Source organism: Hymenobacter sp. DG25A (assembly GCF_001280305.1).
Lineage (GTDB): Bacteria > Bacteroidota > Bacteroidia > Cytophagales > Hymenobacteraceae > Hymenobacter.
The window spans coordinates 2,028,001-2,041,686 of record NZ_CP012623.1 but is presented as its reverse complement, the minus strand read 5'-3'; the positions used below and the strand labels follow the sequence as shown (position 1 = coordinate 2,041,686).

At 56.3% G+C, this 13,686-nt stretch carries 13 protein-coding genes; 6 read left to right on the top strand and 7 right to left on the bottom strand.

Annotated elements, in window-relative coordinates:
- Positions 1–35: 35 nt before the first annotated feature.
- The 7 genes from AM218_RS08765 to AM218_RS08735 form a co-directional block, all read right to left on the bottom strand.
- The gene (locus AM218_RS08765) at positions 36–1,136 is read right to left on the bottom strand and encodes a DUF4856 domain-containing protein (RefSeq protein ID WP_054413522.1); all 1,101 of its coding nucleotides are present in this window, start codon (positions 1,134–1,136) and stop codon (positions 36–38) included.
- Between the two features lie 304 nt (positions 1,137–1,440).
- Complete coding sequence (locus tag AM218_RS08760; RefSeq protein ID WP_071843885.1) at positions 1,441–2,142, bottom strand: cupin domain-containing protein; 702 nt, start codon at positions 2,140–2,142, stop codon at positions 1,441–1,443.
- A 25-nt stretch (positions 2,143–2,167) separates the two neighbouring features.
- Complete coding sequence (locus AM218_RS08755) at positions 2,168–2,575, bottom strand: group III truncated hemoglobin (protein WP_054415444.1); 408 nt, start codon at positions 2,573–2,575, stop codon at positions 2,168–2,170.
- A 190-nt stretch (positions 2,576–2,765) separates the two neighbouring features.
- Positions 2,766–3,371, bottom strand: a complete 606-nt coding sequence (locus AM218_RS08750; protein WP_054413520.1) for an SCO family protein — start codon at positions 3,369–3,371, stop codon at positions 2,766–2,768.
- A gap of 1 nt (position 3,372) precedes the next feature.
- Complete coding sequence (locus AM218_RS08745) at positions 3,373–4,152, bottom strand: formylglycine-generating enzyme family protein (protein ID WP_197273934.1); 780 nt, start codon at positions 4,150–4,152, stop codon at positions 3,373–3,375.
- A gap of 40 nt (positions 4,153–4,192) precedes the next feature.
- Positions 4,193–5,254 carry a copper-containing nitrite reductase gene (nirK, locus tag AM218_RS08740; RefSeq protein ID WP_054413519.1) on the bottom strand — a complete coding sequence of 354 codons (1,062 nt, stop codon included), beginning with the start codon at positions 5,252–5,254 and terminating at the stop codon, positions 4,193–4,195.
- Positions 5,255–5,398: 144 nt separating this feature from the next.
- Entirely contained in the window at positions 5,399–5,929 is a 531-nt protein-coding gene (locus tag AM218_RS08735) for a c-type cytochrome (protein ID WP_054413518.1), read from the bottom strand.
- A 432-nt stretch (positions 5,930–6,361) separates the two neighbouring features.
- On the opposite strand from AM218_RS08735, the gene AM218_RS08730 reads away from it, so the two are divergent.
- The 6 genes from AM218_RS08730 (at position 6,362) to eboE (ending at position 13,640) form a co-directional block, all read left to right on the top strand.
- The gene (locus tag AM218_RS08730) at positions 6,362–7,663 is read left to right on the top strand and encodes a hypothetical protein (RefSeq protein WP_157547595.1); all 1,302 of its coding nucleotides are present in this window, start codon (positions 6,362–6,364) and stop codon (positions 7,661–7,663) included.
- A 638-nt stretch (positions 7,664–8,301) separates the two neighbouring features.
- A complete protein-coding gene (locus AM218_RS08725) occupies positions 8,302–9,171 on the top strand; it encodes an EboA domain-containing protein (RefSeq protein ID WP_157547594.1) in 870 nt (289 codons plus the stop codon).
- A gap of 56 nt (positions 9,172–9,227) precedes the next feature.
- Positions 9,228–10,133, top strand: a complete 906-nt coding sequence (locus AM218_RS08720) for a TatD family hydrolase (protein WP_082318144.1) — start codon at positions 9,228–9,230, stop codon at positions 10,131–10,133.
- 11 nt (positions 10,134–10,144) lie between these two features.
- Positions 10,145–11,056 carry a UbiA-like protein EboC gene (gene eboC / locus AM218_RS08715; RefSeq protein ID WP_054415437.1) on the top strand — a complete coding sequence of 304 codons (912 nt, stop codon included), beginning with the start codon at positions 10,145–10,147 and terminating at the stop codon, positions 11,054–11,056.
- A gap of 65 nt (positions 11,057–11,121) precedes the next feature.
- Complete coding sequence (locus tag AM218_RS08710; protein ID WP_054413516.1) at positions 11,122–12,303, top strand: 3-dehydroquinate synthase; 1,182 nt, start codon at positions 11,122–11,124, stop codon at positions 12,301–12,303.
- A 56-nt stretch (positions 12,304–12,359) separates the two neighbouring features.
- Positions 12,360–13,640 carry a metabolite traffic protein EboE gene (eboE, locus tag AM218_RS08705; protein ID WP_071843741.1) on the top strand — a complete coding sequence of 427 codons (1,281 nt, stop codon included), beginning with the start codon at positions 12,360–12,362 and terminating at the stop codon, positions 13,638–13,640.
- Positions 13,641–13,686 lie beyond the last annotated feature (46 nt).

Genomic DNA, 13,686 nt, shown 5'->3' with positions numbered 1-13,686 from the left:
GCAGACAAAAGTAAAGCAGCAATAATTCTGGAATTCTAGATCTGCCCTTTAATAGGGTCAAAGCCATAGGCCGTGCTCAACAGATCAATAGCAGCTGCGATATCGGCGCCGGTGGTGTTGTAGAGGTTTGTGCCGATTTTGGCCAGCACCTGGCCGTGGGTGGCGTCGCTGATGCGGCGGTCCGACTTGTACTGCAGGCTCTTCACAAAGCCCCGGGCCTCGGAGAGGTAGTGGCTTTTCAGAGCCTGGTCCGCTACTACGCCTTTGGCGGCGTTCAGCTCATGAATGGCCGAGGCGGCGACTACCCGTTCCCATTCCGTGCGCAGCGCTGCGGCGGCCTCGCTCTTGCCCTTCATGTCCTTGTTGCTGATGGCGGCACGGCCTTTCAGGAAGGCATCCATCATGGTTTTGTTGGAGCCCAGCGCGGGGTTTACCTGGTTGCTGTAGTTAGACCAGTATTTCAGGCCGGTTACGTTGGTTGGGAAGTCAATGGGTGCTCCAAAATAGCCGAAGGCTTCATCCCAGTGGTGCTCCATAGCAGTGCCTTCGCCGGCCGTTACCGTGGTGTTGTCTACGGCATTGCCAATTTTTTCCTCGGTGAGGTAGCCCTCCACGGCCTGGTTGAAGAACACAGCGCCCATCAGGCCCTTCGAAATCAGCTGACCCAGCTCTATGCCATTGGCATCTACCAGGTATTTTTTGGTGCCATCGGTAGAGGTCAGGATACCGGCGTGGCCGTTCATGGCGGGCATTGTGCCCATCAGGCTGGCTGTGGCTACGCCATCAAAGTAGCCTTCGTACTCGGCCCGCACCGTAGACAGGGTTTTGTCTTTCAGCTGCTTGCCCGAGGTGTTCAGCGCGGTGGTAGAAAACCGGTTGTTTACGTTGGCGTACATGTCCTTCAGCTGCTGGGCATCCAGAATAGCGCCGGTGTTGCCGGTTTTAATGTAAGCACCTATCTCATCCAGCATGGCTATGCGCGTCTGCTGGCCGGAGTAGCTGGCATTCTGAAAATTGTAGGTCGTCGGAATGTCGTATTGGGGCGTGGGGTCTTCCTTCTTGGAATCGTTGTCGCAGGAGCTAAAAGAGAAGGCAGCGGCGAGTGAAGCGAGGATTAGGACAGCAGGCTTACGCATAAAGAGGAGAGGCGCGTTATTTGGAATGTTTTTAAACAATGCAAAATTATGCGCTCTTTTCTCCCTGTGCAAGCTCTATTTAAAATTAATCTAAATAGAGCTTGAGCGGCAGAAAGTATATCTCCTGACGTTACTCTTTAAATCATCATCCGGTATCTATAAAGGTGCATCTGGTTTAAGGCGGTAAAGGACTGCTGCTAGCTTGTTATCATGTTTTGGTGTGGAAATGCATGACGTGGATGCAGCCATAAGCCGGCCTGTTTATATCCGTAAGCGGAAATCATTACGCTTATAGCTTACCGCTTTATCTACCCAGAGTCAGCAGGAAGACAGACTCCTCCAGCGCCTCCACCCGATGCGGGATACCCGCCTGTAGCGTCAGAAGCTCCCCGGGCCCCAACTCTACTGCCTGCGCGGCCGTGCGGAAATCCAGGAGGCCTTCCAGTACCTGCACGCTGATAATGCCGGGGGCAGTATGGGTTTTTAGCGTAGCGCCCTCATGCAGCGCCATCAGAACCAAGCGCATTCCATCGGATTTAAAGAGCGTGAGGGCATTCCGGTCACTGGTTTGCCAGGCGGGCTCCTGCTTTATCTGCTCCCGGGCCTTGGTCAGGTCCAGGGTAACCAGGGGCGCATTGAGTACGCGGCTGCCGGCCGGGCGCTGGGGCGTGGCCTCGTTAGATTTTTCGGCAGTTACGGGGCTAACAGCCGGGGCTTTCTCCCGCAGGGCTTTTACCAAGTCATCGGTCATGGTTTCGCTGTACATGCCGTAGCCATTTACTAAAGTGCCTTTTACCTGGTGCTTGGCGGAGGAAATGGCATACACCACGGCTTCATCGCCCGGGTCGGAAAGCCCTTCAAAGCGGTAGTGCTTATCTACCAGAAACTCATCCGGGTGCAGCTGCAGGGAGTTGCCGTGGCACAGCAGGCAGCTGTCGGTCAGGTTAAAATCAACGGTATAGCCTTCCTTTTTAAGCAGAGTTAATACTTCAGAAACTGTGGTCATGGTATCCATAGCAAGGAGGAATAAATTATAGAATGGAAAGGCCACCCTGGCGGGCCATGGCCATCTTGGCCTGAAATAATTCGCCCATTTTCAGGGCGCGCAGCTTGATTTCGTTGGCATTATCCCCGACAAACATTTCATCAACAGTGTGCCCGAAAAGCTGAAGCCAACGCTGGAAGTGCTCTTTCTCGATGGGCAGGTACAGGTGCTTGGCGCCAGGGTTGCCGCGGTAGCCGGCCGGCTGCGCCAGGAGTGCGGCCGTCCAGAAGCGCGTCATGGTATCGAGGTGGGTGGGCCAGTGGCCATCGGGAATGCGGACGGCGAAAACGGGGCCGAGCAGCGCATCCTGACGGACTAAGGTGTAAAAGGCATCTATCAACCGGCGGATATCTTCCTGGGTGTTGATGTCGGATAAGGTGGTGTTTTCCATCATGAAGGCAGCTAGGGCAGGGGTGCGGGGAAAGCCAACCGGCTGGTCGGCAGCTCCGGTGGGCGCTACAAGAATACGGCGGCCGTGGCTCCCCAGTATATGACTTACATCATACTCCCAGAATACATTCCGAAATGCCGGTGCCCGCATTTGGAAGGTGCCAAAACACCATATATATTACGCCCCTTTCTGCTCAGTTCAGCAGGGTTTTGATCTGCCGGATGGTTTCGTCCGGATTTACGCCCAAGCCTTCCTGATGGAAGCGCGGCACGCCGTTTTTATCCAGCACGAGTATTTTGTTGGCGTGCGAGAAATTGCCGTCGGCATTTTTCTCATACTGCACATTCAGCAGCACCGATAAAGTGCGTACCGCCTCTTCCGGCCCGTGGAGCAGCACCCAGTTTTTGCCCAGCTCTTTATCGGTAGCATACTTTTTCAGCTGCTCGGCCGTGTCGCGGGCCACATCAAAGCTCACCAGCACATAGTTGATGCGGCCGGCATCTGCCGGTAGCTTTGCTTCTATGGCTTTCATATCATCGGTGAGGCGGGGGCAGGCGTAGCCACAATTGGTAAAAACCATGGCCAGCACGGTGGGCTTACCGGCCAGTGCCGTCAGCACCAACGGCTTTTTATCCTGGGTCTGGAAAGTGTCAGGCAGCTGGTACACGCTTTCCTGAGGCAGCGCTGCCGCTGGCTGGGCCGTCGGAGTGGTGGCCAACTGCACGGTGGCCTCTTCCTTATTAGGGCTGCAGCTGGCAAGAAGCAGAAGTGCCAACGCCAGCCGGATGGTTTGTTTCATGTTAAATGCTTTTGGCGCAGCGGAAGCCCAGGTTCTGGATGCAGAAGTTGCCTTTTAAGCTGCCCCGGTAGCCAAAGCGCATATAGCCGGCGTAATCGGTTTTGTCTTTCACATTGAGGGCGCCGGCAGCACAGAATGCCTGCACTTCGTCGGTGGTATTACCTCGGGAGTCGGTGGAGCCCACAAAGCTGTTGAAGTCGAAGGTCCATTCCCAGATCAGGCCGTGCATATCATACAGGCCATACTGGTTGACATAGGTAGACTTCACGGGAGGCAGCACTGCCGGGTTGGGCCGTTTGTACCAGTCCAGAATATACTCGGTGAGGGAGGCAAAGCGGATGTTGCGGGGCTTGCCGTTGCCGGCGTATTCCCACTCCGCCACGGTGGGCAGGCGTTTGCCTTTCCACCGGCAGTAAGCCTGCGCGGCAAACCACGAAACGCTGACCACTGGCGCCTGCAGCAGCCGCGCATTGGCCGGGCCCAGGGTGGTATCAGAGGCCCAATGAAGCAGGTAATTTTTGTCAGCGAAAAGATGGTTTACCCGGGACCGGCGCCAGGCCGGATTCTTCTTCACAAACGCAATAAACTCTGCATTGGTCACGGCATACTCCTCCAGCCGAAAAGCGGCTACCGGCACGGGACGGGTTGTAGCCGTGCGGTAAAAAGGCTCATATACGCCCTTCGGCACGGTATGCATGGGCTTTTCCTTAGGCGCACCAGGATGCGCCAGAGCCCCGGCCGAAACAGTGAGCAGTAGAACCAGAAAAAGAAAATGCTTCATGCGCTCCATAGCACCAACTGCTTCAACCGGGCCAAACCGCTTACTTATTCGACTTGAAAACCGCCGGGTTTTCTTTGCCGCTTACTTTAATCTGGGCAATGGCGCCTTTGTTGAACGCCCGGTAGATAGAGTGGTCTACCAGGTTCAGCACCCCCGGCACCTGCAACGACATTTCTACGATGCTGGAGCCACCGGCCGGAATCAGCGTGGTTTGCACGTTATGGTTCACGGCCGCGCCGCCTTCCATGTACACGTTGTCGAATATCTCGCCAATGGCGTGGAAGGAGGAAACCAGGTTGGGCCCGCCATTCCCCACAAACAGCCGCACGGTTTCGCCCACGTTGGCCTGCAGGGCATTTTTACCGGTGGTAGAGCGTACGCGGCCATTAAACAGCACATAGTCGGCTTGCTCCTTTATGGCTTTTTCTTCATCAAAGCCTTGCAGGCCTTTTTCCTCAAACTTGCCTTTGGTGTAGAAGTCGCCCTGCATCAGGTAAAACTCCCGGTCTACTTTAGGCAGGCCCTCGGCGGGCTCCACCAGAATCATACCGTACATACCGTTGGCAATGTGCATGCCCACGGGGCCGGTAGCGCAGTGGTACACATAGAGGCCGGGCTGCAGCACCCGAAACTGAAAGTTGGAGCTTTGCCCCGGAGCCGTACTCGTGGCTTCGGCCCCGCCGCCGGGCCCGTTTACTGCATGCAGGTCAATGTTGTGGACTACTTTACTGTTAGGGGCATTTTTCAGGGTGAAATCGACCAGGTCGCCTACCCGCACCCGAATGAATTTGCCGGGTACGTGGCCCCCGAAGGTCCAGAAAGTGTATTCCGTTTCGTCGGAAATCTTCATTACTTTCTCAATCACCTCCAGCTCTACTATTACCTTTTTGGGGGTGTTGTAGGTGAGGGGCTTGGGCACCAGCGGGGCATCGGTGAGTTCAGCCGTTACGGTGCCGGTAAGCGGGGCGTTCAGATGCACTACATTCTTGTCGGTATCACTGGCCTTGCCGCTTTCCTGACAGGAAAACAGAAGTGTGGAAGCGGAAAGAGCCGTAGCCAGGAGGCTGATGCGGGCTTTGGGAAGTTCTATGTTGAAGGGCATACAATGGTGTCTGTGAATTTGAGAGGGGAAGAACTTACCATGGATATGCCTGCGAACCAGCACCACCGTAAATTCCCAAAGGCGCCCTTCCTGCTGAAGGCCTGGCGGGCCCGGTAAGCCGGAAGGGCACCCACAAGGGAATCGTTATTTCTTGGCTACCAGCGTGCGCATGTACTCCAGCACCTCGCGGCCTTCCGTTTCCGAGAGGCCCTGGTTCGGCATGCGCACCAGGCACTGCTCCAACATTTTCTGGGCCTCGGGGTCGGTTTCCAGCATTTTATCGGTGTGTACTACCATGTTCATAATCCACTCCGGCTTGCGGCGCTCCGTAATATTGGCCCAGCCGGGTCCTACCACGCGGTTCTCGCCCATGCTGTGGCACGACTGACATTTCAGCTCAGCCAGGCCCTTGCCTTTGGCGGCCATGGCCTTATCCACGGTGGGGCTCAGCTTTATTTGCTCTGCGGTGAAAATCTCGCCGCCCGCCTTTTCGGCATCGGCCTTGGCCATAGCCTCTTTGCCGGCCTCCGACTCATAAATGTTGCCCTCGCTGGTGGTGGCTTCCTCAGCGGGCTTTTCATTGCCACCACAGGCGCTGAAGGTAGCGGCCCCCGTGAGGATAGCGGCCGCCAGCACCAGCGAGCGAACCGAGGAGGTGTTTGTTAAAAATACCATGGGATAATAGATTGGGAAAGAGTGAAAGGATGGAAATCAGGAAAGTCGATAGAGGTATAATTGCCCGGCTGCCCGTACTAGCTTGTTGCTTCGCTGGGTGCCAGGCGGGGCTTTTATAGAAAAAAGGGAATTGTGAATTCTCCGGCAAAACGGGTAATCAACCAGCGGTTAATGAACCTATACTTTTTTCGGAAGAAATCTACATTAATCAACTAATTCCTATAAACCGTTGCCTTCCGGCAGGGAGAGAAGTGGTGGTCTGATTGGGCTGTATAGCCGGCAGGGGGCATAAGAGAGCAGAAATAGGCTTTGCAGTGAATGAAATCAGCAAATGGAGGCGAAAGCACCTTCCCGAATTCGTCAAAGCTATTGTTCTCTGCGGCGGCTTTTTATGACAGAAATCATAAACTGGGCCTTAGGAATAAAATATTTTTGCAACTACTATCTCTAACCCGCCCCGCCCGCATGATTTCACCGCCCGTTTCCTGGCCGCCGGCCCGTCAGTGGATACAGCTTGCGCTTATCAATCTAACCGTGGCGGCTCTGCTGGGGGCTCTGATGCGCTATATCTTCCTGTGGGAAGTGCCGGGCGTGGAGTACCGCAACATCATGCACGCCCATAGCCACGGGGCCATGCTAGGTTGGGTGTATCTGGTGCTGTTTACGGGCTACGTGATGCTGGCCGGCCCCGAGCGGCGGGCCTATACCTACTTATTCTGGGCCACGCAGCTTACCGTTGTAGCCATTTTTGTGCTGTTTGCGCTGCAAGGCTATTCCACTAGCTCCATTATGGCTACCTCGCTGCACGTGGTGCTTTCTTATGTGGCGGTGGCGCTACTCTGGCCCGATCTGCGCCGAAAGCTGGCCGGCTGGGCCGCCCTGCCTTACCTGCTGGCGGGCCTGGGCAGTATTGTGCTTTCTACGGTGGGCCTGTGGGCGTTGGGGGCTATTATGGCATCAAGGCCGCCCAACATGACGCTGTTTTACCTGGCTATTCAGTTTTTTCTGCACGGGCAGCTCAATGGCTGGTTTATGTTCGGCACGCTGGGGCTGGTGGTGGCCTACCTGGAAAAGCAGCAGCTGCCGCTGGACCGTGCCCGCCTGCGGCAGGCGTTTATTTTATTAATAATCAGTCTTTTGCCTACGTATGGGCTGGCCGTGGCTTGGGCCGAGCGGCACCCTGCTATTTATGCCGTTACGGCCCTGGGCGTAGTGCTGCAGCTGCTGGGCGTGGTGCAGTGGCTGCGGGCCGTGTGGCCGGCTCTGCGGCAGCTTATGGCTCCGCTTTCACCGCTTTTGCGGGGGCTGTGGGCCTTTGGTATTGGCTCCCTGGCCTTTAAAGCCATGGTGCACGCGGCCGTGGCAGTACCTTACGTGGCCATTATGTCGTTTACGGTGCGCAACTATGTTATTGGGTTTGTGCACCTTATTACGCTGGGCGCTACCACGCTCACGCTGCTTGCCCTGCTGCACCAGCAAGGGCTAATTTCACTACAAGGCCGGTCGGCCCGGCTGGGTGCCTGGCTTTTGCTGGCCGGCTTCCTGTTGACGGAGCTGCTGCTGTTTCTGCAGGGCACCATGCTCTGGCTCGACTGGAGTTTTATCCCGGCTTATCATAGTATACTGTTGCTGGCAACGCTGCTGCTGCCCACCGGGGCACTGCTCCTGGCCCTGCGCGCGGCCAGGGTTGAAGTTCCAAGTACCAGCAGCTTACCCGTGGAAGCTGCGGCTTAGTGTACTGGGGCCTGAAAACTCTGCGAATTGAAGCACCCCGCGTGCCTTTTTGGCCATAGCATCTGTCATCCTAAGCTTGGCAAAGGGTCTTCTATCATTTGAACGAGTCGTGGTTACGATAGTCGTTTTAACGGGAGAAGGTCCTTCGCCAAGCTCAGGATAACAGCTTTTGAGGGGTAGCCTCTGCCGCGCTCAGTATGACGGATATTTTGCTGTATGTCCTGCCTTTCGGCATACTCCATGCCTTACCTGCACGCTAGACTGGTTTCAAGGGAATTACGCGTGCGAATTGAAGTAAGAGGGTGGGAGTTGAAGTAACGTTTAAACATTTCTTAAGCAGTAAACAGAAATCAGCCAATGTGAGCCTTTATCTTATGCTCTTCTACCTTTATCTTATGCTCTTCTAAAATTTAAAATTATTATCGAAAAAAGATTAAAAATATATGATTATAATAATTTAAAATATTAATTTACTGGCCTTGTATAGTGTGGGTATAATTGAATATCAGTCAATAAGCCATTGCAAACAATGCTTATAGGCCGATAAATGAGAATTTGTAAAGGAGGGCAAGGGACATTAGAGTAGCCTCCTGAGAATGCAGATGCTCTCCGTTTTCAATCTTTATGCAGCAGGAGCCATGCCATTAGAAGCTTATCAAACTTACCTACTGACTTTTCTGACGGCCCGACTACCGGATGCCGCCTTGGCCTGGCTTAAAAACCAGCTGGATAGCGAAGCCTCCGATAAAGAGTTTTATTTGGCTTTCAGCGTGGCACCCCGTTTTGTGGGCAAAGCTTCTCTGAATCTATCGGCTGAAGAGCTGGAGCAGGCCCGGCAGCTGAGACCCGGCTTCCACCCACGCCACTGGACTGTGGATCAGGCCGTGCGCACATTGCTCCTGTTGCGGGCCCCTCACCAAACCCCCACCGACTACACGGCCCTGCTAAACCGGCTTTTCACGGCAGCCGACCTGAGTGAATTAACTACGCTCTACGCGGCTCTCCCGCTTTTACCCTACCCGGAAACCCACATGAAGCGCGCCGCCGAAGGTGTGCGCACCACCATGACGCAGGTGTTCGACGCCATTGCGCTGAACAACCCCTATCCCCACGACTACCTGCCTACTGAAGCCTGGAATCAGATGATTCTGAAAGCGGTGTTTAACGTGCGCCCTCTGCACCAGATATACGGCCTGGACCAACGCCACAACGCTGCCCTGGCCCAGATGCTGGTGGATTACGCCCACGAGCGGTGGGCTGCCGGCCGCACGCTTTCGCCGGAGGTGTGGCGCCTAGTAAGTCCGCACCTCACCGTGAATAATATACCGGATATCCAGCGGCTGCTGCTAAGCTCCAATACGCTGGAAAACCAGGCTGCGGCCCTGACATTGGTGGAAAGCGACCTGCCCATGGCCCGCGAACTGCTCAGCCAGCACCCCGAAATAAAAACAACTATAACGGAAGCCTGCACTTGGCAAAGCATCGGGGAAAAGGCTTACGCTTCCTGAAAATTATAAAAATCGCACTGGTATTCCGCCGTCTTAACCCTCTAACGCACCGCCATATGTTCTTTATCGACCCCCATGTGCACATGACCTCCCGCACCACCGATGATTATGAAGCTATGCGCCGGGCGGGGGTGGTGGCAGTTATTGAGCCGGCCTTCTGGATGGGCCAGCCCCGGACGCAGGTGGGCACCTTTCACGATTACTACAGCCACCTGATTGGCTTTGAGCGGTTTCGGGCCAGCCAGTTCGGGATTAAGCACTACTGCACCATTGGCCTGAACTCAAAAGAGGCCAACAACGAGGCCCTGGCCGAAGAGGTGATGGAGCTGCTGCCGCTGTTTGTGTGCAAGGAAGGCGTGGTGGGCATAGGCGAAATCGGCTACGACGACCAGACCGCGGCCGAGGACAAATATTACCGCCTGCAGCTGGAACTGACCCGGGAAGTAAACCTGCCTGTGCAGATTCATACGCCCCATCGGGACAAAAAGAAAGGCACCCTGCGCAGCATGGAGGTAGCCCTGGAGCACGGGCTGGATCCGGCTATGGTTATCGTGGACCACAACAACGAAGAAACCGTGCAGGATGTGCTGGAGCGGGGTTTCTGGGCCGCCTTCACCATCTACCCACACACCAAGATGGGCAATGAGCGGATGACGGAAATTGTGAAGCACTATGGCCCGGAGCGCATTTTCATCAACAGCGCCGCCGACTGGGGCATCAGTGACCCGCTGGCCGTGCCCAAAACCGCGCAGCTAATGCTGGAACGCGGCATTCCGGCCGAAACCGTTCGGCTGGTCACCTACCAGAATGCCCTGGCAGCATTCAGCCAAAGCGGACAGATGCAGGAAAGTGACTGGCTCACCGACCGCCAGATTGACCAGAGCCTCCGATACTCCGGCAACTCTATTCTGCGGGGCGGGCAAACGCCCAAAATCGAGGCTGACCCCACTATCATCCGCTAGCAGCCTTGGCCATGAACCGGTTTTTTGCCCACCTCATTCTCATGCGGCCCGCCAATATCATTACGGCCATTGCGGATATCCTGCTGGGCTTTGCCGCCTCAGGTTCCGTGCAGCTGATATTGCAGGACAGCGCGGAGGCATCTAAGCATCCGCAGTTGCGCGTACTGGGCTGGCTGATTGCGGCTACCATTGGCCTGTATGGAGGGGGGGTGGTGTTTAATGATGTGTTTGATGCGGACCTGGACCGGGTGGAGCGCCCCGAGCGGCCTATTCCCAGCGGTGCCGCCAGCCGCCTGAGCGCTACGCTGCTGGGCACCCTGTTGCTGGCCGGCGGCGTGGTGGCAGCTTTCCAGGTTTCCGCTACCAGCGGCCTGATAGCGGCATTGGTAGCGCTGCTGGCTTTGGTGTATGATGCCATCGGAAAGAAACAGCCTATTCTGGGTCCGCTGAATATGGGGGCCTGCCGGGGCGGCAACCTGTTGCTGGGGCTTAGCGCTATTCCCGCGGCGGTACCGGCTTACTGGTACCTGGCTTTGCTGCCGGTGGTATACATAGCGGCCATCACGGCAATCAGTCGGGGCGAGGTGCACGGGGGCGATAAACGGATACTGCTGGGGTCGTTGGGTTTATACAGTCTGGTGATTGGCAGCGTGCTGGTGCTGATGCGCTTACCTCAAATTAACGCCCTGTATATCCTGCCTTTTCTGGCTTTCTTCTGCTACCTCATTTTCCCGCCCCTGGTTCGGGCCATTACTTCCTTAAAGCCCCTGGATATTCGGCTGGCGGTGAAAGCCGGCATCATGGCTCTCATACTGCTGGATGCAACGCTGGCCGCGGGCTTTGCCGGCTGGTGGTACGGGCTCATTGTGCTGGCTTTGTTCCCGGTATCGGTGCTGCTGGCCCGGGTGTTTGCCGTTACCTAGCGCCTTTAATTCGCTGCTTTTCTGCCTTAGCTGCCTGTTTCGCTCACACTATTCCGCCCGCCACCATGTCTACTCGTGCCTTGCAGCAGCAGTTTCAGGTTGCTTTCTCCTACACGGTTCACTTCACCGAGGGCTTGTTTCAGGCGGATAACCCGCTGCTGGCTAAGGTGCTGAGCCAGGATGGGACAGTAGGGCCCCGCAAGGTTTTTTTTGTGCTGGATAGCGGCGTAGTAGACCACTGCCCCGGGCTGGAAGCTGAGATTCTGCGCTACGCGGAAGCTCATGCGGACGTGTTGCGCCTGAGTGGCCCCATCACCATCATTCCCGGCGGCGAGCAGTGTAAAAATGAGCCCGCGCTTATTCAGCAGCTCCTGGAAGCCGTGGACACTCATCATATCGACCGGCATTCTTATGTGGTGGGGCTGGGCGGCGGCGCGGTGTTAGACCTGGTGGGCTACGTGGCCTCCGTGGCGCACCGTGGCATCCGGCACATCCGCATCCCCACCACGGTTTTGTCGCAGAATGATTCCGGTATTGGCGTGAAGAACAGCGTCAACGCCTTCGGCAAGAAGAACTTCCTGGGCAATTTCACCCCGCCCTACGTCGTCCTCAACGATGCCCGGTTTCTCCTGACCCTGGAAGACCGGGACTGGCGGGGCGGCATTGCGGAAGCCCTGAAAGTGGGGCTGATAAAGGATGCGGCCTTTTTTCGCTTCATTCAGGAAAATGCCTCCCGGCTTGCGGCGCGCCACATGCCCACCATGCAGCACCTGATTCACCGCTGCGCCGAATTGCACCTGCAGCACATTGCCGGCGGCGACCCTTTCGAACAGGGCTCTTCCCGCCCCCTTGATTTTGGCCATTGGTCGGCGCATAAGCTGGAGCAGCTCAGTCACTACCGGATACGCCACGGCGAAGCCGTGGCCATTGGCATTGCGCTGGACTCTACCTATTCCTGCCTGCAGGGCCGCCTGAGCAGTGCCGGGCTGGAGCAGATTTTAGAAGTAATCTACACGCTGGGTTTTGCACTTTATGCGCCCGAAATGGCGGAGCAGCTAGAAGATGCCGCGCATCCGCAGAGCTTGTTGCGGGGCCTGCAGGAGTTCCGGGAGCATCTGGGGGGCCAGCTGACGGTGATGCTGCTCGACGAAATTGGTCGGGGCGTAGAGGTGCACGAAATGGACCATGCACTGCTGGTGGAATCCGTGCGGCAGCTGCAGCAATATCAGCCCGCCGCCATTTGCTGAACAGGCGCCGCCACTCTCATCACGCCATCTTATCTCACCGGCAGCACACGAAAGCTATGAATATCCCGCAGGGCTATCATCTTACCTACTGCACCAACATTCATCCGGGAGAAACCTGGGCGGAGGTTTTCGAAAGTCTGCGCACGTATGTGCTGCCGGTAAAGGAGCGGGTTTCGCCGGATGCGACGTTTGCCTTGGGCCTGCGCCTCTCTGATGAAGCCAGCCGGGAACTGGTACAGCCGGATCAGCTGGCAGAGTTCAAAGCCTGGCTTACCCAGCACCAGCTCTATGTGCCCATCATCAATGGGTTTCCCTTTGGCAGCTTCCACGGGGAAGCAGTGAAAGACGAGGTGCACCGGCCCGACTGGACAACCCCGGCGCGGCTGGAGTACACCAGGCGCCTGGCGCGGGTATTGGCCGGGTTACTACCGGATGGGCTGGACGGAGGCATTTCCACTTCTCCTTTGTCATACAAACCCTGGCTGGCAGGCCATGCGCAGCAAACCGAGGCGGTGCTGCAGGCCAGCACCCGGCACCTGGCCACCTTGGTAGAAGAGCTTGTTATCCTGCGGCAGCAAACCGGCCGGCTCATACACCTGGATATCGAGCCCGAGCCGGATGGGCTGCTCGAAGACTCAACGGAATTTATCTCTTACTATGAGCAATATCTGCTGCCCCAGGTTTCCCGGCACCTCCAACAACAGTTAGGTTTGAGCCCCGAAAGCGCAACCCAGGCCGTTTACGAGCACGTGCAGCTGTGCTACGATGTGTGCCACTTTGCCCTCGTGTACGAGGAGCCGGCCACAGTTTTTGAGCGGTTAGCCGCCCGGAATATCAAGGTAGGCCGAGTGCAGATTAGCGCAGCCCTTAAGGCCGATTTGCCCCTGGAAATAGAAGAGCGCCAGGAATTGACCCAAGAGTTCGAAGCCTTCGCCGAATCCACCTACCTGCATCAGGTGCTAGTGCGCAACCAGGACGAGAGCATCACGCACTACGCCGATTTACCGGAGGCTCTGCCACATATCATGCAGGAGCAGGCCCGGGAGTGGCGCTCCCATTTTCATGTGCCGGTGTTTCTGGCCTGTTATAACCGGGTGCAATCTACCCAGTCGGAAATCCTGAAAGTGCTGTGGGCACTGGCTGCGCAGCCGATTACCAGCTATTTAGAAGTAGAAACCTATACCTGGGAAGTGTTGCCCCCGGATATCAAGCAGGACCTGGTTTCCTCCATTGCGCGGGAGCTGGAATGGGTGCAGCAGCATCTTCCCGCGAAGGCTGTAGAGCCGGAAAATGCGGCCAAGCCATCCTCCGGCCCAATCAAAGTTACGCTGACCTAGTCAGGTAACCCGGCCTTTATTCTACCGACACTGGAAAGTAAGTTGC

What these genes read in the sequence shown, in the direction of transcription:
- AM218_RS08765 (WP_054413522.1), bottom strand. Translation starts at nt 1,136, where the DNA reads ATGCGTAAGCCTGCTGTCCTAATCCTCGCTTCACTCGCCGCTGCCTTC.
- AM218_RS08760 (WP_071843885.1), bottom strand. Translation starts at nt 2,142, where the DNA reads ATGACCACAGTTTCTGAAGTATTAACTCTGCTTAAAAAGGAAGGCTAT.
- AM218_RS08755 (WP_054415444.1), bottom strand. Translation starts at nt 2,575, where the DNA reads ATGATGGAAAACACCACCTTATCCGACATCAACACCCAGGAAGATATC.
- AM218_RS08750 (WP_054413520.1), bottom strand. Translation starts at nt 3,371, where the DNA reads ATGAAACAAACCATCCGGCTGGCGTTGGCACTTCTGCTTCTTGCCAGC.
- AM218_RS08745 (WP_197273934.1), bottom strand. Translation starts at nt 4,152, where the DNA reads ATGAAGCATTTTCTTTTTCTGGTTCTACTGCTCACTGTTTCGGCCGGG.
- nirK (WP_054413519.1), bottom strand. Translation starts at nt 5,254, where the DNA reads ATGCCCTTCAACATAGAACTTCCCAAAGCCCGCATCAGCCTCCTGGCT.
- AM218_RS08735 (WP_054413518.1), bottom strand. Translation starts at nt 5,929, where the DNA reads ATGGTATTTTTAACAAACACCTCCTCGGTTCGCTCGCTGGTGCTGGCG.
- AM218_RS08725 (WP_157547594.1), top strand. Translation starts at nt 8,302, where the DNA reads ATGCCATTAGAAGCTTATCAAACTTACCTACTGACTTTTCTGACGGCC.
- AM218_RS08720 (WP_082318144.1), top strand. Translation starts at nt 9,228, where the DNA reads ATGTTCTTTATCGACCCCCATGTGCACATGACCTCCCGCACCACCGAT.
- eboC (WP_054415437.1), top strand. Translation starts at nt 10,145, where the DNA reads ATGAACCGGTTTTTTGCCCACCTCATTCTCATGCGGCCCGCCAATATC.
- AM218_RS08710 (WP_054413516.1), top strand. Translation starts at nt 11,122, where the DNA reads ATGTCTACTCGTGCCTTGCAGCAGCAGTTTCAGGTTGCTTTCTCCTAC.
- eboE (WP_071843741.1), top strand. Translation starts at nt 12,360, where the DNA reads ATGAATATCCCGCAGGGCTATCATCTTACCTACTGCACCAACATTCAT.